General features: G+C 34.0%; 21 protein-coding genes and 1 pseudogene. 15 read left to right on the top strand and 7 right to left on the bottom strand.

Going from position 1 to position 21,831, the window contains the following annotated elements; all coding sequences use genetic code 11:
- Positions 1–380: 380 nt before the first annotated feature.
- Positions 381–1,163 (bottom strand): transposase, encoded by a 783-nt coding sequence (locus tag SAGCYANO_RS04470; RefSeq protein ID WP_237395801.1) that lies wholly within the window; start codon positions 1,161–1,163, stop codon positions 381–383.
- A gap of 34 nt (positions 1,164–1,197) precedes the next feature.
- Positions 1,198–1,488 (bottom strand): transposase, encoded by a 291-nt coding sequence (locus SAGCYANO_RS04465; protein ID WP_202218976.1) that lies wholly within the window; start codon positions 1,486–1,488, stop codon positions 1,198–1,200.
- 760 nt (positions 1,489–2,248) lie between these two features.
- Here SAGCYANO_RS04465 and SAGCYANO_RS04460 point away from each other — a divergent pair.
- The 14 genes from SAGCYANO_RS04460 (at position 2,249) to SAGCYANO_RS04405 (ending at position 12,805) form a co-directional block, all read left to right on the top strand.
- Positions 2,249–3,670, top strand: coding sequence for an adenylate/guanylate cyclase domain-containing protein (locus SAGCYANO_RS04460; RefSeq protein ID WP_202218975.1), 1,422 nt, complete (start codon positions 2,249–2,251; stop codon positions 3,668–3,670).
- Positions 3,671–4,334: 664 nt separating this feature from the next.
- On the top strand, positions 4,335–4,538 hold the full coding sequence (locus SAGCYANO_RS04455; RefSeq protein WP_202218974.1) for a hypothetical protein: 204 nt from the start codon (positions 4,335–4,337) through the stop codon (positions 4,536–4,538).
- Positions 4,539–5,762: 1,224 nt separating this feature from the next.
- Complete coding sequence (locus SAGCYANO_RS04450; protein WP_202218973.1) at positions 5,763–6,860, top strand: mechanosensitive ion channel family protein; 1,098 nt, start codon at positions 5,763–5,765, stop codon at positions 6,858–6,860.
- On the top strand, positions 6,835–7,995 hold the full coding sequence (locus SAGCYANO_RS04445; protein WP_202218972.1) for a mechanosensitive ion channel family protein: 1,161 nt from the start codon (positions 6,835–6,837) through the stop codon (positions 7,993–7,995). The genes SAGCYANO_RS04450 and SAGCYANO_RS04445 overlap by 26 nt, the downstream gene beginning before the upstream one ends.
- A gap of 274 nt (positions 7,996–8,269) precedes the next feature.
- A complete protein-coding gene (locus tag SAGCYANO_RS04440) occupies positions 8,270–8,521 on the top strand; it encodes a hypothetical protein (RefSeq protein WP_202218971.1) in 252 nt (83 codons plus the stop codon).
- 251 nt (positions 8,522–8,772) lie between these two features.
- The gene (locus tag SAGCYANO_RS04435) at positions 8,773–9,375 is read left to right on the top strand and encodes a methyltransferase domain-containing protein (protein WP_202218970.1); all 603 of its coding nucleotides are present in this window, start codon (positions 8,773–8,775) and stop codon (positions 9,373–9,375) included.
- 24 nt (positions 9,376–9,399) lie between these two features.
- Positions 9,400–9,855, top strand: coding sequence for a glycosyltransferase family 2 protein (locus SAGCYANO_RS04430; protein ID WP_202218969.1), 456 nt, complete (start codon positions 9,400–9,402; stop codon positions 9,853–9,855).
- Positions 9,849–10,052 carry a hypothetical protein gene (locus SAGCYANO_RS04425; RefSeq protein ID WP_202218968.1) on the top strand — a complete coding sequence of 68 codons (204 nt, stop codon included), beginning with the start codon at positions 9,849–9,851 and terminating at the stop codon, positions 10,050–10,052. Before SAGCYANO_RS04430 ends, SAGCYANO_RS04425 begins: the two co-directional genes overlap by 7 nt.
- Positions 10,053–10,175: 123 nt before the next feature.
- Complete coding sequence (locus SAGCYANO_RS44045; RefSeq protein ID WP_237395779.1) at positions 10,176–10,322, top strand: hypothetical protein; 147 nt, start codon at positions 10,176–10,178, stop codon at positions 10,320–10,322.
- Between the two features lie 243 nt (positions 10,323–10,565).
- Positions 10,566–10,799 (top strand): transposase, encoded by a 234-nt coding sequence (locus SAGCYANO_RS44040; protein ID WP_237395777.1) that lies wholly within the window; start codon positions 10,566–10,568, stop codon positions 10,797–10,799.
- A gap of 146 nt (positions 10,800–10,945) precedes the next feature.
- Positions 10,946–11,401: an IS200/IS605 family accessory protein TnpB-related protein gene (locus SAGCYANO_RS44035; protein ID WP_237395800.1), complete on the top strand. Its 456-nt coding sequence runs from the start codon at positions 10,946–10,948 to the stop codon at positions 11,399–11,401.
- A 199-nt stretch (positions 11,402–11,600) separates the two neighbouring features.
- Positions 11,601–11,864 (top strand): 6-carboxytetrahydropterin synthase, encoded by a 264-nt coding sequence (locus tag SAGCYANO_RS04415; protein WP_202218967.1) that lies wholly within the window; start codon positions 11,601–11,603, stop codon positions 11,862–11,864.
- Between the two features lie 81 nt (positions 11,865–11,945).
- Positions 11,946–12,101, top strand: a complete 156-nt coding sequence (locus SAGCYANO_RS04410; RefSeq protein ID WP_202218966.1) for a hypothetical protein — start codon at positions 11,946–11,948, stop codon at positions 12,099–12,101.
- Complete coding sequence (locus SAGCYANO_RS04405) at positions 12,098–12,805, top strand: SDR family oxidoreductase (RefSeq protein WP_202218965.1); 708 nt, start codon at positions 12,098–12,100, stop codon at positions 12,803–12,805. Before SAGCYANO_RS04410 ends, SAGCYANO_RS04405 begins: the two co-directional genes overlap by 4 nt.
- An 89-nt stretch (positions 12,806–12,894) precedes the next feature.
- Here SAGCYANO_RS04405 and SAGCYANO_RS04400 read toward each other — a convergent pair whose 3' ends face one another.
- Positions 12,895–13,845 (bottom strand): calcium/sodium antiporter, encoded by a 951-nt coding sequence (locus tag SAGCYANO_RS04400; protein WP_202218964.1) that lies wholly within the window; start codon positions 13,843–13,845, stop codon positions 12,895–12,897.
- Positions 13,846–14,448: 603 nt separating this feature from the next.
- Positions 14,449–15,693, bottom strand: coding sequence for an FkbM family methyltransferase (locus tag SAGCYANO_RS04395; RefSeq protein ID WP_202218963.1), 1,245 nt, complete (start codon positions 15,691–15,693; stop codon positions 14,449–14,451).
- A 1,483-nt stretch (positions 15,694–17,176) separates the two neighbouring features.
- Here SAGCYANO_RS04395 and SAGCYANO_RS04390 point away from each other — a divergent pair.
- Positions 17,177–18,389: pseudogene (locus SAGCYANO_RS04390) on the top strand (RNA-guided endonuclease InsQ/TnpB family protein).
- A gap of 457 nt (positions 18,390–18,846) precedes the next feature.
- On the opposite strand, the gene SAGCYANO_RS04385 reads toward SAGCYANO_RS04390, so the two are convergent.
- From SAGCYANO_RS04385 to SAGCYANO_RS04375, 3 genes are all read right to left on the bottom strand, one after another.
- On the bottom strand, positions 18,847–19,482 hold the full coding sequence (locus SAGCYANO_RS04385; RefSeq protein WP_202218962.1) for a J domain-containing protein: 636 nt from the start codon (positions 19,480–19,482) through the stop codon (positions 18,847–18,849).
- Between the two features lie 292 nt (positions 19,483–19,774).
- A complete protein-coding gene (locus SAGCYANO_RS04380; protein ID WP_202218961.1) occupies positions 19,775–20,371 on the bottom strand; it encodes an ATP-dependent Clp protease proteolytic subunit in 597 nt (198 codons plus the stop codon).
- Between the two features lie 41 nt (positions 20,372–20,412).
- Positions 20,413–21,102, bottom strand: a complete 690-nt coding sequence (locus tag SAGCYANO_RS04375; protein WP_202218960.1) for an ATP-dependent Clp protease proteolytic subunit — start codon at positions 21,100–21,102, stop codon at positions 20,413–20,415.
- Positions 21,103–21,831: the final 729 nt, after the last annotated feature.

Below are 21,831 nucleotides of genomic sequence, written 5' to 3'. Positions count from 1 at the left end.
TGTTATACTTGTTAAAACAATTCCAATCTAGAAGACTAACTGTTAACTGTTAATTTTTAATTGATTTAATCTCTACTCCCTACTTACAAATATTAAACAAATTTTTCACAGGTACTTATTATTACACTGACAATTATCATCTTTTATTCAGGGTAGCTTAATAGAGAAGTAGTATTAGAGTCTATATAGTTCATAAAAATATAGTCAAATATGACACATCTTTATTTTGCAGGAGTTACCCTGACTGGGTGAACTACAACACCACGCCAGTTGCGTGACTGTCGGGGGACCCGCCCAACGCACTGGCTCCTCTATCCCATAGTCAAAAACATTTGGGACTGCTTTTCTCATAATGTTCAAAGAACCGTTGACGTAACTCATTAATTAATTTTTTGCTGGCGGTACGATTGCATTCCTCTTTTTATTCTTTTTCCTGAGAAAGTGACTTTATTTTTCTCACCTTCCTTGTACACTGGAATCAAATCATTATCTATAAAGCTTGCTTTTGACGTATAAGATTCTTCTGTAATAATTACATCTATTCCTACCATCTTGGCTTTATAAGATAACATTTCTATTAACTTGTTATAGGGAACACAGACAAAATATGAAATGTTTCTTTTCCCTAAACTTATCTTCTGCTTCCATTCTTCATTGTGCCCAATTATCAGAGTTCCTATTTTATGATTAATCAGGGTATTAATAATTAAACGAGATGATTTATGAAGATAGTCATTGATTTTGAATTCTCTCTTTAACATAAGCTTTTTTAGTCTGAGGCTTGATTGATTTTCCTGGAGTTGAGATTGTAGGAAGCTTTTCACTTTGTTATAGTATTGATTGATAGATTTTAACGGTCTGCCATTTATCAAGAGTGGTTTTATTCCGGCTTGATTAAAAGTTAATGTAGCTAGATTGTTTAATCCTATATCAATACTGGCACAACGATTTTTCTCTAGCTCGTATTGTTTTTCACATTTCTCATAAATCACCTCAATTACATAATGGTTAAGTCTAGGGATGAGACGAACTTGTTTAATTTGTGAAGTAGGTACTAATGTTTTTATATAAATCCCTGTTTTACTGGGATTAATAATTCCTTGTTTTAATTGTCTCTTGCTGATGGCTTGTGTGGTATAAACCACAATATTTCTTCCCGTTATTTTATTTTTATATCCAGGAAGACGAGGACGAGATTTAAACTTTGATGGGTTCTTTAGATAAACTTCGTTTGCTGCTAAAAAGCTTTTCGGTGTTTCTATCTAGTATCATCAATATTTGTTGAGAGACTTTAGCTGGTATTGCTTGATAATCTGATTGAGTAGAGAGTGTTTTTTGCAGGTCGTAATAGTGACGATAATTATTTTCAAAGATGAAAGATTGACGAACTAAATAATTGCCATAGTTATAAAGATTTTTTGACAAGAAACATAGTCTGTCAATTTCATCATAAAACCGATGATTTTTTGTATGGGATATGTCTCTCAACTAATCTCATAAATCAAGGGGTTAAAATTATATTAGGATTCGAGGATTTCGGAATTTTTCTGATTATTTAGTCTGGAACTAAGCGTGCCAATTTCATTATACTATTAAACATATTGCCTTTGAGTTATTAAATTTTGTCAAATATAAAGGCGCTCTTTTGCACAAATCAACGAAGATGTTTGACATGATTTGACTATATATGACTGTATTTACGTATAACTTTTATTATACTCCACCTAGATTAAAACTCCTAAAATGCAACAGGGGTTATTTCAGTTATCAGTACCTCCGCAATAAGGAGGCAAGAAAATACGGAATTCTCTTTTCTCTTTGTCGATTGGATATAGCGAGGTCTCCTCACCATTCAATCCTACAGGAAGCTCCAAAGATCGACCGCTTTTTATCCCCTTAAAAGAGCAGGGCTAATTCTTTGTCGTCAGAGAATATTTACAACCCTATATTTTTTTGAGATTCTGTGCTTCCCACACTCCCCACACTCCCCACCCCCTCCTTTTTTATCTGCTGACAATAAATTGACCCTGCCTGAAAAGGGGATGCTTTAGACCACGATTTTTCGGTAAAAGTTTCAGAGTTTTTACAAATCATTTGGAATTGCTATAGTTGATGAAAAAGGTAATTTCTGCAATATTCGGAGCTATCTTTGTAGTGCTATAACAGAGATATTGATGAAATTTTAATTGTTTTATTTGAGGGTTAGTCGTACAAACTATTAGTAAATTTATCAAAAAATAAATTGTATATGTTTATTAAAATTTCCGGGCTATTTTGTTTTTTTAGAGCACGTTTATCTAGAAAAATAGTATTGTGGATATTTGCCAGTATTTTAGTAATTGAGGCTGTAATTTTAATTCCATCTTATAAGCGTCGGGAAGATGAACTTCTTCGCCAACTAGAAGATGTTTCTGGAGCGATTTTTAATTCTATTGTGCGTCTAACTCAAACCAGTATGAAGTCTAATGGTATGTTTCAGGCAAAAGTCAAAACATTAACCCAAGACTCTGTGGTTTTGGGAGTCACAATTTATGATTTTCAGGGAAAGTTAATAGAAACAATTGGTGAAGCTCCTGATATAGACTTTGATGACCTCAAAAACAAAGATATTTTGCGTGTTAGAAGTCGAGATGGTAAACGGTATGATGTGGCATTGTCAGCAGATTATTTGGGAATTAATTACACATTAATTGCCCGTCATGATACTTCTAATATTCAGCCAAAGTTATATGCTTTTATTGGTAGAATTGCTGTGCTTGTAATTGTCATATCTCTTTTCGTTACTTTGGTGACAATGCTAGTTCTAGGAGTGTGTTTAATTTCTCCAGTTTTGAGGTTAAGAGATGATTTAATTGCTGCTGGAGAAGCTTTGAGTAAAAATGGTGACGGGGTTAAATTTTATTCTCTTTCTGTTCAACGGCAAGATGAATTAGGAGAGGTAATGGTGGCTTTTAATCAAATGTTTAATCGAGTTTCTAGAGAAATTGAGAAACGTAAGCAAGCAGAAAAGGTATTGTCTGCTGAACAAAAAAAATCGGAACGATTGTTGTTAAATATTTTGCCTAAACCTATTGCAGAAAAATTAAAGGAAGAACAGGAAAATATTGCTGAAAGTTTTGCAGAAGTAACTATTTTGTTTGCTGATTTAGTAGGTTTTACTCAGTTATCAGAAAATATTCCTCCTACAGAGTTAGTTAATTTACTTAATGAAATATTTTCTTGTTTTGATGAGTTAACTGATAAATATTGTTTGGAAAAAATTAAAACTATTGGAGATGCTTATATGGTAGTTGGAGGTTTACCAAATCCAAGACAGGATCATGCTGAAGCAATTGCTGAAATGGCTCTGGATATGCAGCAGGCAATTGTTGATTTTAATCAAAAAAATAATATGCAGCTTAGTATTAGAATTGGCATTAATACTGGTCCTGTTATTGCAGGTGTTATTGGTAGAAAAAAATTTATTTATGACCTTTGGGGTGATGCTGTTAATACTGCAAGTCGAATGGAATCTCATGGTGTATCTAATGCTATTCAAGTAACAGAAAAAACTTCTAATTATTTAAAAGAAAAATATATATTAAATCCCAGAGGAACTATTATGATTAAGGGTAAAGGAAGGATGAATACATATTTTTTAATTGATAGAAATAATCACTCATCAATTTAACGCTATATCTGGCGTTCGAGGAGCTGGGTCAGCCGTATCGCTCAATTTATTGATTATGAAGGTCATTTCAGTTATCAGTTAGCCTCCTATGGTCGGAACTGCGTTATCAGTACCTCTGCAATAAGGAGGAAAGAAAATACGGAATTCTCTTTTCTCTTGGTCAATTGGATATGGGGAGGAGACCCGCTCTTGACAGATCCGCTTCAAAGTACGCCATCCCTTGACCGCTTTTTATCCCTTTAAAAGGGAAGGCTTTAGACCACGATTTTTCGGTAAGGTAGTGGGAGTTGAAGGGTTGGAAGGGAAGTGCAAAAAAGTACCTTTTGTTAATATGAATTGTAAGCATTCAACTATCAGCAGTCAGCTATCAGCAATTAGTAATGAATAATTACTTCTGAGGTTTTTTCCAGGAACTTTGGTAGTAACTTTTTATTCTTTTTCAATTTCAAAGGTTGCTTTTACCTTCCCTAAAATTAATAGCTGATAGCTAATAGCTGACGGCTGAATGCTTACTATGAATTAAACTATCAGAGCAGACTGCAAAAAGCTATTGAGAGTAGAATAGAGCTTATGATAATATTGAAAGTTAAATGATGACTACTGAAGCGGATAATTAGAAAAAGTTATCTGCTATAAAATTACTAAACTACCAGAGGAAAATAGGATGGAAAATACTGTAAATTGTCCAGAAGATTGTCTTAATGGATGTCTTTTGGGTGATAAATGTCCGAATCAGAATTATGCCAAAGAAACATCAAAATTTATTGATAATACTCCCTTGGATAAAATGTTGGAAATAGCTGAAGAAGCAGTTATGAAGAAAAGAATGGCTCCTCCTAAATGGGTAATTCCTGAATTTCCTAAGTAAAAATAATCTGAAATAAAAAGCGGTAGTTTTCAGCATTTTCGGCACTATCGCTAACTTTTTAATTAATTTAATGCATTAATCAATAATATAATTTAGGCGATCGCTTCTCTGATAACTCAACATTTTTGAGGATTTTAGAATAGAATTTAATGCCAACTTGATAAGTGTTTGTGACAAATGGTATCAGCGAGGAAGAAGTAATACCAAATTGATAAATGTTTGCTACAAATATCTAGGGTATTTCTTAGAAGTCAGGAGTCAGGATGAATAGGTTGAATACCATTTTTGATGTCGTAAATTATCCTTTTCGCCAAACAGATATTTCATATAAAGTCTTTTAATGGCGCTTATTATTCGTAACATTCTTTTTTCATACATGGTATAAGAGGAAAGAAGTCAGAAGTAATAAACAAATCAGAAAAAAAGTAGAAAAAATCGAAATAGCTAGCTTATATAGCAGGGAACAGGGAAAAGTAGGAAAAACATTTCCCTGTCTTACGGTTTATCATCCGCATAAGTGAAACACCAACTCGTTCTTTGCTATAGGATTAGAGAAGGTATTTTTAGGCATAATTTTCAGCCTTTTTTTTTCTAGCATTATTTTTTCAGGCGTTTAATAAATAAAAATCAAATCAAATTTACAGAGTAATATTGTAAGCATTTCCTGCGGACTGCTGCGCAAACAGCTATTAGCTGTCAGCTATCAGCTCTCATGATAAAATTTATATAAATATAGACTTTAAAGCAAACTTTGGTAGTAAGTATAAATTATACCTCAATTAGTAAAGCTTTTATCTCAAACTAAAGGCAATAGCTGAATGCGAGCCCATCCCGCAGGGAAGTGCTGAAGTGCTGAAGTGCTGAAGTGCTGAATGCTTACTTAATATTAAATCCGGTTCTCATACATCTCTTATTTCTATACCCTAACTGCTTGATATAAATAAACTTATACCTATTCCAAAAATAATGCTATACTTCACTAAGATTTCAGTTATTAAGTAATAATAATGATTCAGTAATGTTTGTAAGGATTATCGGCATTAAGTCAAGATATTTTAATGTCTTTAAACCCTACGATATACTATGTACAGACGTTGCATACAACGTCCCTACAATCTATTCTCAAGGAGATGTAGCAATAATGCGTGAGTTATGGTATTAATTGATATTTAAAAAGGGGTTCTGAAAATCGGATTAAGTATAATTTTAAAGGAAAAGCTATTTATGCTTGAAACTATTCAATTGCCAGAAGAAATAGTAATAGATATTAATCAACTTCTGCGAATATTTGCTATAGGAATAATAGGAGTAGTCGCAATTGTCGGAATTCGTAAACTGCCTGAATTAATCAGCAAGATAGTATCTACAGAAATTTCCGAAGCATATAAAATTATCATATCTCCGAATAAATTATTAATTGGAGTAGTTATTGCTTTAGCAATATCTGAGATAACTCTTCTAGCTGTTACACCATATTCCGAGCTATATATTCTGGAAATTACTCTTAGTTTAATTTTAACTATTACAACTACATGGTTAGGTTTTCAATTTGCTAAAAAGTTTTTTGATGTTTATCTAATAGAAGCAGCATTTAGAAGCGATCAAAAAGCTAATAGTGACTTATTTGTAGTAGGTAAATTTATTGCTAACTTTATCATTATTGTATTAGCTATTATTATTTTTGCTCAGACTCATCAAGTTAATGTATTTGGTATTATTGCTAGTTTAGGAGTCGGAGGTATAGCAGTTGCTTTTGCTGCTCAAAATACTTTAAGTCAATTACTCGGCGGTATCGTACTTTATATAGATAGACCTTTTGTTGTAGATGATTATATTGGTTTGCCAGATGGTACTTTTGGCAGAGTTGAATCTATTGGTTTACGCTCGACTAAAATTCGTTCTTCTGGAAAAGGTACTTTAATTATTATCCCTAATAATTCTCTGACACAAGTAAATATTGAAAACTTTACTGCAGCGAAGAAAGTTATGTCTATTTTATACTTAACTTTTTATCGTTATGTAGATATTGAAGAACAAGCATTAATCCGCCAAGTTATCTTAACAAGTACCAGTGATATATTTGGCATCGAGCCGCGCAATACTAATATTACTTTTAAAGATTCACAAAGTTCTACTTCTCAAGATATAACTCAAGCACAGATTACATTTTTTATTTTAGGCTCTGGTAAAGTATCTATGGATTTACGTCGTCAAATGTTGGATAATGCTAGTCAAAGAATTACTTTGAAACTTAAGGAATATGGTATTGCTTTTGATATAGAGCAACCAAGTATATATGTGGATTCACCAATTACGGTTTAATAGTTTAGTTTCTTATGTTTTTTCAAGTATAATTAACGAAGTCAATCAGCTATATGTTCTTTTGGAAGGTTCTACCATTCCTCAGTATCTAATTTTTTTTATATTTGCCCTGGGAGCTGTATTGATAGGAAAATATACGCCAGGAATAGTGCAATTAATTATTAATAAGTTTTTGCCTAGTTCAAGCAAAGAAATTACTAACAACTTTATTAGTCCACTGACAAAACCTTTCCAAGTTGCAGGAACATTTATATTAATTTCTCTATCCTCAGTTTGGCTGGAAGAATACAAAGCATTATACAATTTCTTTAATCCTTTAATAGTTCTTGCTGTAGTGATTAGTATTGCCTGGTTAGCTTCCCGTTTATTTCAGCAAGTACTCAGGATATATGGCATTGAAATTATTCGTAAATCTGGCTTAGAAGCTGATGAATTACTCTTAGTATTTGAGACTATAGTAAATGTAGTAATCGGATTTATTGCCACAATAGGTTATGCTCAAAGTCAAAGATTTCCATTGACAGGCTTATTGGCTGGAGTATCCATTGGTGGTGTGGCTATTAGTTTTGCTGCTTCCAAAACTTTGGAGCAATTGTTTGGTACTGTTGTATTGTATTTAGACCGTCCTTTTATTCCTGGAGATTATATTCGTTTTTCATTAGGAGAAGGTGAGATGTATGGCAGAGTAGAATCTATTGGTTTGCGCTCTACAAAAATCAGGAAAGCTGCCACAGGTACACTATATATTGTTCCTAATAATCAATTAGCCAATGCAGGAATTGAGAATATTACCCGTGGTAAAAAAGTGATGGTCTTATTATATTTAGACTTTACTAAAAAACTGATAGAACGAGAAAAAGCTCTAGTTCAGCAAGTGGTTAAAAATAGTACAGATTCAGTTTTTGGTATTGACCCAGGAAGTACAAAAATAGCAGTATTTGACCATGAACATACAGATAAATGTCGGGCGAGAATAACTTTCTTTATTCTCGGTTCTAGTGAAAATTCTATCCAATTAAGAAAGCGACTTTTGGAAGTTGCTAATCAAACGATTTCTAAGGAGCTGAAAAAATTTGGCATTGAATTTTATCTACAAGAACCAAATATTTATGTTGACTCCCCAATGACTATTTAGGGTTTGGTGAAAAAGTATTATGAGGGAACTTAGGAGTCAGGAGTCAGGAAGAACAAAGAATTATAAAGGAAGTAATCGGAAGAATTTTCGCTTGATTTTTCTACCCTTGTCTGCGAAAAATACTAACTTTTTGCAGTTATCTAAAACCTTTATCTATAAATACTTAGAGAGCTAATCAGCAAGCTCTATTTAAGACAGTGTATTTCTTAGTTCCTATTTTTTTAAGTTCATATAGCTAAAGAAAGAAAAAGAAATAACAATCATAAATCAGAATATGGCTAAACAATATATACCTAATGCTTTCTTAAAACTTGAAGATTCTCAAGTCAATGCTATCTTTGCTTGGAGTCAGCGTCCACCAGAAATTATTCATTATCAATCTTGGTTAACTATTTTAGAAATATTTGTGCATGAACACGATATTGAATCTGCTTATAAAATATTTCAACGAGTCCAATCAGCGAATAATCAAAAAGAAATCACCGCAAAACTTCAACAATATCAACATCTAAAAATCATGCCATAATTTTCTTATCAGATAAAAGTTTACTCCTTTTTGGGAAAGGATTTCGTAGCTTTATCGAAAAAGAAGAAGAATATGAACTAGCATCCCTTAGTCAAAATAACTATCAGATACTAAACCAATTTTTTTCTGAAGCTAATCTTAAAAATGATTTAGAACAGATAAAGACACCTGATAGTTTTTTTCAATTAGTTATCTATTTAGAGAAAATCGGTTTTTTATCACCCTCTACCCATAATCTTAATTGGGGAGACTTGAAAAAGACAGTTCCTATTTGTCAAGCATTTGGGTTAACCAGAGGAACACCAGTTGACCGATACTATTTAAGTCAATTTCTTCAAGAAGTTCAACCTCAAATAACTGGCAAAATACTAGAAATTGGTGGTACTCCTAAAGATAAAGACTTTTATGAAGTTAACCCTGGTTCATCCTATCAAGTGATGAATATCGAACCAGGGTCAGGTATAGATATAATAGGTGATGCTCACGATTCTTCAGTAATTAAACAAGAGTCTTTTGATTCTATTATCACTTTTAATGTCCTAGAGCATTGTTATGCACCTTGGCAGGTCGTACAAAATATTTATACTTGGTTAAAACCGGGAGGAAAATGTTTTGCAATGGTTCCCAGTGCAATTAGACTTCATGCTACACCAATGGACTATTGGCGACCTTTACCAGATGCTTTTGCTTGGATGTTTAGAAATTTTTCTTGGCACAAATTATATGTTTATGGTAATGTGATTACCGTAATAGCTAGTTATCATGGCATATCTACTGAAGAATTAACTACTGAAGAATTAGATGCTTTTCATCCAGATTATCCAGTAGCAACTTGTATTGTCGCTCAAAAATAATCAACTATAATTACTTAGTGTCTTATGACTTCTATTATTTTTGATATCCATCCAGAAATTAGTATTGTTTTATGTACATATAACCGAGAAAAATATTTAACAAAATGTATTGATAGTGTGCTTGATCAAACCTTCAAAAATTGGGAATTGTTAATCGTGGATGATGGTAGTTGCGACCTTACATTTTCTGTTGTTAATTTTTACTTGGAAAAATATCATAATATTCGTTATTTGAAGCATCGAAATCGAAAAGCAGCCTTGTCAAAAAATGCAGGAATACAGGCTTCTTTAAGTAATTATATTACTTTCATTGATAGTGATGATACCTATAAAATTAATCATTTAGAATCTCGATTAGAATATATGCAAACCCATCCAGATATTGACTTAATTCAAGGGGAATTTTTTAGTGATGAAGAAATTTTTGTAGTGGATTATTTTCAACCAGAAAAACTATTAATTTACGGAACTGTGTGTTAGGACCAACTTTTTTTGGTAAGCGAAAAGTCTTTTTTGAGTTACAAGGTTTTAAAAATATTGTCTATGGAGAAGACACAGATCTTTGGGAGCGTGCAGAAAAAACCTTTAAAACGGCAAAACTAACAGCACCAGAAACCTATTATTATACAAGAGCTGAAACCACTATTACGAAAACTGTGTTAGAAGAAAAGGGGTAAATACAGAAAGCAAAAGCTTATCTAAAGTTCATCAAATTTACTCATAACTATAGCTATTAAACTAAAATGAGTAAGTTTGCTTAGTTGTCTATTCATTGAGTCGTTATCACCTACAATTAAGGCATGAAGCTAGTTGAACGTCATGTTATTACCAAATCACATTATTTGTGGTCAGAAATAGACCACAAGGCTTTTTTGTCGAAAAATTTATTCAATTTAGCTAACTATTATTATCCGGCCAACATTTCTTTGAAAACAAAAATAAACTAAGCTTTAATCAACTGTATCACCAGGTATCTAAAAGTGACGATTATCAAGCTTTACCTACCAAAGTAAGTAAGCAAATAATCAGAAGATTAGACTCAGCTTGGAGTAGTTATTTTGTGGCTTTAAGAGAGTGGCAAAAACAGTCAAATAAATTTTTAGGGAAACCAAAAATTCCCAAATATAAACATAAGACATGCATGCCGAAATCTTCTGCCCTATCCTCATGAATCAATTTCTAAAAAAGCCTTGAAAAAAGGAATTTGTCACTTATCCATGAGTGAAATGAAAATTCCCACTTCACAGACAGAAATAATAGAGACCAGAATTATCCCCAAAAGTAGCTGTTACATAATAGAAATAGTCTATGAAAAAGCGGAGGAAACAACAGAAAATCAAGAAGTAGCAGGAGTGGATTTAGGAGTAAATAACTTAATGGCTGTAACGACAAATCAAACAGGAATATCACCTAAGCATGATTAAAGGCAGACCATTAAAAGCAATTAACACCTTTTATAATAAACAACGCTCTTATTTACAATCTCAACTAAAAACTAACCACAATAAAAATAATTCTCATCGGTTAAAAAAAATTAACTCACAAAAGAAATAGTCGAGTAGAAAACTATCTGCATACAGCAAGTAAAAGAGTAATAGATTGGTGTGTAAACCATGAAATAGGAACCTTAATTATTGGGCAGAATCAAAATTGGAAACAAGAGATAAAATTAGGGAAAAAGAACAATCAACAATTTGTGAATATCCCTCACTATAAGTTAATAGAGATGTTAAGATATAAAGCCCAACTAAGAGGAATAAAAGTAATAATAACAGAAGAATCCTATACATCTCAATCAAGCTGTTTAGATGGGGATGATTTACCGAAATATGGAGAACAAAAACCGAAATTTAGTGGAAAAAGAATAACAAGAGGATTGTATAAAACCAGGGAAAATAAATTATTAAATGCAGATGTCAATGGGTCGTTGAACATTATTAAAAAAGTAATTCCTGATGTCTTTGACCAGGGAATAAAGGGTTTGCCGTTTAACCCTGTAGTGCTTGATCCACTTGCGTTTGACTAAGATTTCAGGCTTTTGAGTAAGTTTGAGTAAGTTTAGTTGAGCGGTATAAATAACAGTGCGTGACACCTGTGGGGATGGCAAATGAGCATTCACAACTCCGTTCTACTAAACTTACCGAACAGCAACGTTGAAGGCCCCCGTGTTTTAACCGGGGGATGAAAACCCTATTCCCTGCTATGTATATCAATGGAAATTTTCCATGAAAAAACGACTGACTAAAATTGAATTATTTAAGCAAGCGATGAACTTTTCAGCAGGTCACTTCACTATATTTTCAGATAGTGAAAGAGAAAATCTGCACGGTCATAGTTTTTCTGTATATGTCATGTTCGAGGCTGAAGTTATGGAAAATGGTACAGCCTTCAATTATGGTATTTACAAAAAAATTATCTTTGATACTTGTCAATTGGTTGATGAAGTTGTTCTACTACCATTAAAAAGTCCTTATCTGAGAATAGAATAATCAGATGAATATGTCTATGCTTTCTTCAATAGCGACAAAGAGAAAATACCATTTCTTAAACGGGATGTAAAGTTGCTTCCGGTGCGAAATATTACTGTAGAGGAGCTTTCTCATTGGTTTTTGCAACAATTACTTGTTCATGTAGAAGAAAATCAAGAGCATTTGATTCAGGCAATAGAAGTTAAAATATTCTCTGGTCCTGGTCAGTCAGGTAACAGTTTTTGGAGTAAAAAATGAGCAAAAAATACTTAATTATAACTGGTGGAAGTCGTGGCATAGGATTGGCAATAGCTAAACTATTTCTGGAACAGGAATTTCAGGTTATTAACCTTTCTAGAAATTTATGTCCGTTGCCAGATGTAGTTAATATTAAGGTAGATTTAACTGCAAAAAGTTTTGAGGAAAATTTGAAACAAGAGTTACTACCTCAATTAGAAAATTCTGAAAGGGTGATTTTAGTTCACAATGCTGCCAGGTTAGATAAGGATAATGTAGAAAATATTCAAGCCAATAATTTACGAGATATCTTGGAAATTAATATGGTTGCTCCAACTATATTGAATCAGATAGTCATGCCAAAAATGTCAAAGGGGTCTGCCATTATTTACGTGGGTTCCACTCTCTCAGAAAAGGCGGTGCCTGGTGCCTTTAGTTATGTCACTTCTAAACACGCAGCAGTGGGGTTAATGCGAGCCACTTGTCAGGATTTAATGGATCGAGGCATTCATACAGCTTGTGTTTGTCCTGGTTTTACCGATACCCCAATGTTACGAAATCATCTTCATCATGATGAGACAATTATTGAGCAGATAAAAACTATGAATGCTCAAAATCGTTTAATCGAACCTTCAGAGATTGCACAAACCATTTATTTTGCAGCTACTAACCCTGTTATTAATGGTGCAATACTCCATGCAAATATGGGGCAAAAAGAAAGATAAGAAATGGCAACTACTCAAGCTAACCCTTTACCGAAAAATTGGGTTTAAAGCCTCGCCCTTGTAGGGCGACTTTACTAGATTTTAGGATGTCAAACTAACCCAAATATATTGCAAATAAACCACCCATAGAATAGGAAAAATATTAATCCTTCCCAACGAGTTACTTGTTTATCTTGAGTGACAAAAAAGAACATTATTGTTCCTGCCAATAAAACCAATAACCCACCACCAATAACATCTTCAGGAATTACTAAATTGCCTGTTAATCTTGGTACTCCCATTACTACTAATGAGTTAAAAATATTAGAACCTAAGACATTTCCTACGGCAATTTCTGGGTTCCCTTTTTTAGCAGCAGAAATTGTAACTATTAACTCTGGCAATGAGGTACCAAGGGCGACTGCACTTAAAGCAATTAATTCCTTAGCAATATTGAGTATTTCAGAAATTTTAGTAACTGATTCAATTGTATAGGTTGCCCCCAAAAAGACAAATAATGAACTAGCAATCACAATGACTATTTGTTTAAGTGGTAAAGTTTTCTTTGAGTTTCCATCTCCATCTCTTTCTGACCCTTGTTCTTCCTTACCGCTACTAATAGTGTAGAAAACATAGATAACATATCCCAAAATACAAATAATAGCTTCATTTGTAGAAAAATTATTATCTAAAACTGTTAAACCTAATAAAAAAGCTGAACCAACAAATAGTGGTAAATCTACATTAATTAGTTCATATTGTATCCTTAAAGGACTACTGATCAATGATGCAGTACCAATAATCAAGAAAATATTAGCAATATTGGAACCAACGACATTACCAAAAACAATTTCAGAGGAGTTTTGATATACAGCGATAATAGATGATACTAATTCTGGTAGAGAAGTTCCTACTGATACTATAGTTACCCCAACTAAAAAAGGAGAAATTCCTAAAGATATGCCTATTTTTTCTGCTGCATCTGTAAAGAAGTCAGAAGCTTTAATCAGAGTGAATAAGCTGACTATAAATATTACGCTCCAGAAAATTAAGTCTTGCATTAGTTTATTCTTTCCATTTACATATATTTGTCGCCAATTCAAATTGAAGTTTTAGTGAGTATGTTTGTAACCATTTCCTGCGGAATGCTGCGCAAACAGCCGTCAGCTATCAGCTATCAGGTATTGTTTTTGAACTTGATTTAAACCCTATATTAAGGGTTCTTATTAAGCGAGAATTCAGTAATAATTAAATCTGACAAAAGCAGGTTCCTTTGACCTTAAAGTCTATATTCATTTAAACACTTCCGTAAGCATTCAGCTAGCCTCCTCTCGGAGGAACTGAGTTATCAGCTTCATTCCCCTAAATTGTATGAGTTGAAAATTCAAAACAAGTCTTTCTTGTGCTTAAATTTATAGGTAAATATGTAGTACAAGTTAAACGAATTTTTATTTCATTCATTCAAAAGCTGTTTGCGCAGCATGACCTAGGAATAGCTGACCGCTAATAGCTAAATGCTTACTGAATAATTAATAATTAAATAATTCTGGTTTAAGGCCTCCCCTTATTAAGGGGAAAAAATAAATAATATTTCTTTATATTCAATTCCGTAACGGTTTTAACCAGAGATAATTATCAATTATCCATTATCAATTATCAATTAATTAAGTATGTTTAATATAAAAGTTGACATATCTTCCATGATCGAAAGCTTTAACAGTTTGATAGTTGACTGCTGCTAAAAATTTCCTAAAATCCTTGATATGATTTTTGGCAATTTCAACTAACATATCAGGTCGATAGCTAGATATCAAATTTTTTGCTCCTTCCAAGACATCTATTTCTTTCCCCTGTACATCCATTTTAATAAAATCTACTTTTTCAGTAATTATTTCATCTAAAGGAACAACTACTAATTCTTGACCATTGATAATGGTATCGTCAATTTCTGTCAAACATAAATCTTTAGCTGGATGTTCTTTGATGAAAGATTTACCACTATTTTTGCCAAGAGCATAGCCTAATTTAGAAAAGTCAATATTGCTGACTTGATTAATTGAAATATGTCTCTTTAAAGCTGCAATAATTTCTGGATGAAACTCTATGGGAATAACTTTTGCTGCCTGGATAAATTTGGCAAAGTATACTAAATGATTGCCTGTATTTGCTCCAACGTCAACAATAACTGGAGCTGTTGATTTGAGGTTTTGTCTAATAAATTCTAGCTCGGCTAATTCATAAAAACTTCCACCTACATTAGCAATTTCTACGGCTAGATTTTTTCCTGTTATTTCAAATTTTATGGGGGTGTTTTGATAATTGAATGAAATTAGATTGTCTCCTTTGAGTAACTTATCAACTAAAGTTAACCAAATTTTTGCTGCTTGATAATTAGGGTTAATTCCTAGGGCTTTGTTAAATTCTGATTTAGCTTCTAAAAGTTTATTTTGTCTAATTAGTAAATTACCGATCGCTTGATGAGCTTGAAAACTTTTGGGCGATCTTTCTAATGCACGATGAAAGTAATTTAGTGCTTCATCAAATTTTCCTTGTTGAACTAGACTATTACCAATATTGCCATAAAATTCTAGGGCAGAATCTGGTTTGAGTTCAACTAATTTTTGCCAGTAGTTAATAGTTTCGTCTAATTGGTTTAACTCTTGTGTAATTTTGCCTAAGAGATAAAGTAGAGATATATTATTTGGCTCTATGGAAAAAGCATATTTATAGAACTGACTTGCTTCATCTAGTTTGCCCTGATTTTGCTCTATCAAACCTAAGTTAATGAGGGAAGGTACATGATTACTATCAGACTTTAGTATGTCAATATATGTTGACTCTGCTTCTTTTAATTTTCCTTCTTTTTGCAGATTTATAGCTTTTTGGAAATCTTGATTTATGTCTGTCATTGTTAGTTTGTTGGATGATTTTTTTGGATTTTAAACAGAAATTACTGTTGTTAAAGCAAATCAAAATATTAGTATATATTTTAATCTATTAGCTGTTATACCATTTTTCTGAATGTTTGCTACAAATACTTAAGGTGTTTTTAGTTGTCATACCATTTCTGAATAGTAATGCTATGTTTAATTACTATCTCACTACTTCCTACCTCTCCATCTCCCTATCTCCCCATTGCAAGATATATCGCAAACTTTTTGAGATTTCGTATCATTTAGAGGAGCCTTCAGATTGGGGACATCATTTCAGTTATCAGTTATCAGTACCGACCTCTGTTTGCGCAGCATGACCTAGGAAAGCCAGAGGCTGGAAAATACTGAATCAAATATTTTTTTCATCCCCTTAAAAGGCTATGCCTGATAAACATCTTTCTTAACAAAAAAATTGATAAATATAGACAAGTTATTTTATAGCATTTGAGAGGCTTTTTCCGGAGAAAAAGTGCATTGAAAAATACATTTTTTTGAGAACTTAAGTAGTTTTGCTTACCTATCTATACTCTTTCTCCCTTCTCACCTGCTCCCTACTCCCCTTCTCCCCACAAGGTTTTCAGGAGTTCCTTATCAGAGATAGCTTAAAAGAGGAGGCTTTAGGCCATATTTTTTGGTAAAGCAACCAATAGTCAGGAGAAATCAAATCTATTATGTTAGTCAAATAGATAAATTATCCTGATAGCTAACGGCTAATAGCTGAATTATTACTATCCCAGTAATAAGATTTTTGCTAAAAACCCTAAATATTTTGAGAGTTAAAAACGAAAAATCAAGCTGTTCAAACAAATTTTACTTAAACAAATAACCCTGTTAAAAATAGTGGGATAGGTTCGCTGACAATCGGCCTTACACAAAAAAATGTGTTTCTCTCTGTTACCGAATAATTAATAATTAATAATTAATAATTAAATAATTTGCGCCTTGAAGCCTCCCCTTTTAAGGGGAAAAAGCGGTCGAGGGATGGATGGGTTTCTTAACCATATTCAATCGACCAAGAGAAGAAATAATATTTCCTTATATTCAATTCCGTAGCAGTTTTAACCAGAGGTAATTATCAATTATCCATTATCAATTATCCATTAATGAACTGCTATACAATCCAACTTTGATGTCAGCAAGGGGTCTCCCGTTATACGAATGTTAACGGGAGGGGAATTGCCGACCAACAAATAAACCGCGTAGCGTCCGCTAGATCGGGGTTTTTTGGTAAACTCTTGATGTAGTCTCGAAGGATTTAGGCCACAGATAAATCTTTGCTTTTAGCGTATCGATTAATTTTTCATAATTTACTTGATTTACTCGAATTACTATCCGTTTATCAAAACGTTGGTTGAAGACCCGCGCTCTCCCGCACCTTTAGCGTCGGGATGAAAACCAATCAATGTTGCGGTTTGGCAAATAATTTGTTAGAATGTAAGTGTTGAAACTGAGTGAGTAGATGGTGGAAAAAGCGTACAAATTTAGATTTTACCCAACTCCAGAGCAGGAAAGTCTGTTGCGGAGAACTTTGGGATGTGTACGCCTAATCTACAACAAAGCTTTAGCAGCTAGGACTCAAGCCTGGCATGAGAAGAAAGAACGAGTGGGCTACAAGCAAACTTCAGCCATGCTAACTTCCTGGAAAAAGCAGGAAGAGTTAGATTTTCTCACAGAGGTCAGCAGTGTCCCATTGCAACAAGGCTTGAGACATCTACAGACTGCTTTCACTAACTTTTTTAGTGGACGGGCGAAATATCCTAACTTCAAGAAAAAGCGTATGGGGTGGTAGTGCTGAGTTTACCTCATCAGCATTTAAGTGGAAAGATGGTCAAGCATATTTAGCGATCGGGTGCAGAACCACTACCTATCAGGTGGAGCAGACAATTACCAGCAGGTTGTGTGCCTAGCACAATTACTGTTAGACTTGAACCTAGTGGTAGATGGTCTGTATCAATGAAGAGTTAATGATACCAGAGATTTAAAACTTAAGCCGATTAAGAAGCAAGTTGGTGTTGATTTAGGAATCACCAGTTTACTAACTACCAGCGATGGAGAAAAAGTTGCCAACCCAAAAAATCTGCAAAAGTTACATAAAAAACTAAGGTTAGCTCAGAAGTCCCTAGATAGAAAACCCGACAAAAAGTCTAATAACTATCATAAAGCCCGGTTAAAAGTAGCTAAAATACACGCCAAGATTAAAGACTCAAGGCTTGACTATACCCATAAGCGCGCCTACTCAACTGATTAGAGAAAACCAAACGATAGTAGTTGAGAATTTGGCAGTTAAAAATATGGTCAAGAACCACAAATTAGCCAGAGCAATAAGTGATGCTAACTGGGGAGAATTGGTGAGGCAATTAGAATACAAAGCTGATTGGTATGGACGGGAACTAATCAAAATTGACCGATATTTCCCCAGTTCTAAGCGTTGTTCTAATTGTGGTCATGTAGTAGAAAAATTGCCTCTCAATATTAGAGAGTGGGATTGTCCAGAATGTGGTTGCCACCATGACCGGGACATAAACGCTGCAATTAACATTTTGGCTGCGGGACTCGCAGTGTCAGTCTGTGGAGCGACTGTAAGACCTGAAGAGAGTAAATCTCGTCAGGCGGGTGCTATGAAGCAGAAAGCCCCTACCCGTGATGCTAGGGAATCCCGCGCTGTCTCGTGAGAGCAGCGTCGGGAGGATGTCAACTCTTGTCATTTTCAGCCTATTTGTGTTACTATAATTAGACTGGGAGTAGCGGTAATACGCACCTGATAACAACACATAGAAAACAACAAAGAGTATGGGGTTCAATTCAGAAGTTCGCCCTCAACCCGTGAAAAGGTAAAACTCTTGAGGGAACTTTCTGGAGTACAGAATTGTTTAGTACAAAAAGGCGGTGGGTCTCCGAGTCTCTGTCTGTGGACGGTTAAGTGGTTGCACTCCCTGTGTTTCGCTCCGCGACATGTAACGCGTAGCGTTGCGCCAGCAAAACAGAAAGCCCGCGTCCGTGAGGTGGGGAACCTACACCATAATCTTTGATTTGATGTAGGAGAACGTCACAAACTAAACGAATATTCGTGTATATATCCAATAAAAAAACTTGGTACATTATACAACTATTGGTAGAATATGCAAATAATTAATAAATTTTTTCTAATTGACGAAAATCGCGCTCTACTTCAGACCAGAGAGCACGGTTATGAGGGTCTGTTTTGAGTGCTTTCTTCAGATAGCTTCTAGCTTTGTCCAGTTCCCTTTCTCCAATGAGATGACGTGCCCAACGTTGATAGGCGATCGCTTGCCATTGTCGTACTTCCCAATCTTGAGGCATTCTTTGAGCCAAACCTTCTACTAGAGCGATCGCTCGAGGATATCTTTTATATTTTAATAATTGCTGTAAATGTAAATAATAATTTTGCTTAAGTTGTTTTTCTGCTTCTGATAAGTGGGGCTGATTTTTATTTTGATTCTGCTTACGAGTTACTTTAACTTTTGTTGGTTTTGAGGGTGAAGTTTGTGGAGATTTAGTTTCTGGTTTTGAATTATTTTTTGTTGATTTTACAGGAGAATTATATGATGATTCTGTTTGAGAAGGTGCAATTTTCAGCAAAATTTTATAAGCTTCTGTAACTGCAATAAATTTATCTTTAGCCTGTCGGTCGGGGTTAACATCTGGATGATATAGCCGTGCTAATCGTCGATAAGAAGCCTTAACTTCTCCTAAACTAGCTCCTATATTTAACTCTAATTGTCGATAATAATCTGCTATATCCATATCTTTTTAGAGATAATAAAGTAGGGTGAATATTAAGAATATTAAGTAGTTATGTCAAATCAATTACACATTAATTTTTGGCATTCTCAAGAATTTAGACAAATTTTTGTTCAATCTATTTTGCCTACCTAATTAGGGTTTGCTGAAAAAGTATTTTTTAAGAAGTAGGGGAGCGGGTAGGGACGTTGCATGCAACGTCCGTACGGGGAGTAGGGGAGTAGGGGAGAATAGAATTTATAGAGTTTGTTCAATCTATTTTGCCTACCTAATTAATTCACCCTACTACTAACTTTTAGCTTTGACGCTCGTCAATTACTTGGTCAATTAGACCATATTCTTTGGCTTCTTCAGCAGACATAAAATAGTCTCGATCGGTATCTTTTTCTATCTTTTCTAAAGATTGACCCGTACATTCTACGAGCATATTGTTTAACTGCGATCTAACACGCAAAATTTCCTTAGCTTCTATTTCAATATCTGTTGCTTGGCCACGAGTACCACCCATTGGTTGGTGAATCATAATTCTAGAGTTGGGCAAAGCTAGTCTTTTACCTTTCGTACCAGCAGCTAATAGAAAAGAACCCATCGAAGCGGCTAAACCCAAACAGATAGTAATTACATCTGCTTTGATGTATTGCATAGTATCGTATATGGCCAAACCTGCAGTTACAGAACCACCAGGAGAGTTGATATAAAGATAAATGGGCTTATTTGGGTCATCAGAATCTAGATACAACATATAGGCTACAATTCTATTAGCTAGTCCATCTGTAACTTCTTGACCCAGAAAGATAATTCTTTCCTGACCTAGACGGGTATAGATATCTATCCATCTCTCATACTGACTGCCAGGAAGACGATAAGGAACGCTAGGAACACCTATAGGCATAATATTTTTTGACCTTTGATTTTTTTAATTTTATTTAGAACTTAAACAGCAGCGGGTAGTGGTTTTGGTAGTTCTTTTCTACTTGCTAAAACTTGGTCTATTAGACCATATTCTTTAGCTATTTCGGGTGTCATATAGAGCATTCTATCTGTATCTTTTGCAATCTTTTCTATTGATTGACCCGTATTTTTAGAAAGAATATTTAAAAAAGTTGTCTTATTAGCTAAAACTTCTTTTGCCCTAATTGAAATATCTGTTGCTTGACCTCTAGCTCCTGTTTTAGCTTGATTAAGAACTATGGTAGCATGAGGTAAACTTGCCCTATATCCTTTTGTTCCTGCCGATAAAATCATTGCTGCTGTACCCATAGCTTGACCAATACATATTGTATGAATTGGTGGTTTAACGTAACTCATGGTGTCACAAATAGCAAATGCTTCTGTTTCAAAACCAATTGCGTCTCCTGTATACCAAGAAGTACCAGTAGAATTGATATAAAAATAAATTGGTTTTTCTGGATTATCAAATTGTAGATAAAGTAGTTGAGCAATAATTAACTGGGTAACATCAATACCTACATTTCTTTTTACTTCATCTGATGAAAATAGTGGCAACCCTAAATAAACGATTCGTTCTTTTAACATTAAAGATTCTAAATCAGGGGGTGGTGTCCGAAAAGAGGTGTCTCCGTAGTAACTCCCTGCTTGAACTGCTTTTATTTGTGAGTTCATTAGATAATTCCTAACAATGATTGTACTATCTTTAAATTATGTTAGCGTGTTGTAGAGTTATTGTAGCGAGTATGATTAATATTAGCCATTTTTTTTAATTCAGTTATAATACTCTGAAATATTAGTAACAAAAACAAGTTTTTTTGTCTAGGTGTGGATTGTACCATAATTATTTGGTAAAAATGGCGTATTTACCATTAATTGTATTAGTAGATTAATATAGCTAGCAGAGATTGGCTTTCTTATCTAGATGTAGATCCCCTCGTCATTAACTTTTGAAGGAGCTGATTGCTAGTATCAATATCTATGGCAATTTCCGGCAATAACTGAAAAAAAAAGGGATTTTTTTGACTTAGCCACAAAAAATATTTGAAAATGTGGCGTTGGTAATTGGTAAGATGATTTTCTACTAGGGGTGATACCCGTCACTTACTTTGGTCAAATATTTAGAGGTATTAGAAACAGATTACTTTTAAAGTTTTATCTCTTAATTTACCAACGCCGAAAATGTGGTTGCAGGCAATTTGATTGTACGCCAAAAAATTTGAATTAAAACTCAGTAATCAGGAGCGCTCAAAAATAGCTCAATGTGCTGGCCCGTGATCGTTTTGTTGACAACTATGGCCTCAGTATGGTTAATGGAACGTAAGCATTCAGCCGTCAGCTAGCCTCCTATGGTCGGAACTGCGGACTTCAGCTATCAGCTATTGCTTTTCGTGTAGCTTTAAA

It is taken from the genome of Okeania sp. KiyG1 (genome assembly GCF_014132355.1).
In the GTDB taxonomy this organism is placed as follows: domain Bacteria; phylum Cyanobacteriota; class Cyanobacteriia; order Cyanobacteriales; family Microcoleaceae; genus Okeania.
Note: the sequence above shows the minus strand (reverse complement) of the source record. Positions and strands in the feature narration are given on the sequence as shown.

Bases quoted from the DNA above. Each gene is read 5' to 3' on its own strand.
- SAGCYANO_RS04460 (WP_202218975.1), top strand. From the start codon at position 2,249: ATGTTTATTAAAATTTCCGGGCTATTTTGTTTTTTTAGAGCACGTTTA.
- SAGCYANO_RS04455 (WP_202218974.1), top strand. From the start codon at position 4,335: ATGGAAAATACTGTAAATTGTCCAGAAGATTGTCTTAATGGATGTCTT.
- SAGCYANO_RS04450 (WP_202218973.1), top strand. From the start codon at position 5,763: ATGCTTGAAACTATTCAATTGCCAGAAGAAATAGTAATAGATATTAAT.
- SAGCYANO_RS04445 (WP_202218972.1), top strand. From the start codon at position 6,835: ATGTGGATTCACCAATTACGGTTTAATAGTTTAGTTTCTTATGTTTTT.
- SAGCYANO_RS04440 (WP_202218971.1), top strand. From the start codon at position 8,270: ATGGCTAAACAATATATACCTAATGCTTTCTTAAAACTTGAAGATTCT.
- SAGCYANO_RS04430 (WP_202218969.1), top strand. From the start codon at position 9,400: ATGACTTCTATTATTTTTGATATCCATCCAGAAATTAGTATTGTTTTA.
- SAGCYANO_RS44045 (WP_237395779.1), top strand. From the start codon at position 10,176: ATGAAGCTAGTTGAACGTCATGTTATTACCAAATCACATTATTTGTGG.
- SAGCYANO_RS04415 (WP_202218967.1), top strand. From the start codon at position 11,601: ATGAAAAAACGACTGACTAAAATTGAATTATTTAAGCAAGCGATGAAC.
- SAGCYANO_RS04405 (WP_202218965.1), top strand. From the start codon at position 12,098: ATGAGCAAAAAATACTTAATTATAACTGGTGGAAGTCGTGGCATAGGA.
- SAGCYANO_RS04400 (WP_202218964.1), bottom strand. From the start codon at position 13,845: ATGCAAGACTTAATTTTCTGGAGCGTAATATTTATAGTCAGCTTATTC.
- SAGCYANO_RS04395 (WP_202218963.1), bottom strand. From the start codon at position 15,693: ATGACAGACATAAATCAAGATTTCCAAAAAGCTATAAATCTGCAAAAA.
- SAGCYANO_RS04385 (WP_202218962.1), bottom strand. From the start codon at position 19,482: ATGGATATAGCAGATTATTATCGACAATTAGAGTTAAATATAGGAGCT.
- SAGCYANO_RS04380 (WP_202218961.1), bottom strand. From the start codon at position 20,371: ATGCCTATAGGTGTTCCTAGCGTTCCTTATCGTCTTCCTGGCAGTCAG.
- SAGCYANO_RS04375 (WP_202218960.1), bottom strand. From the start codon at position 21,102: ATGAACTCACAAATAAAAGCAGTTCAAGCAGGGAGTTACTACGGAGAC.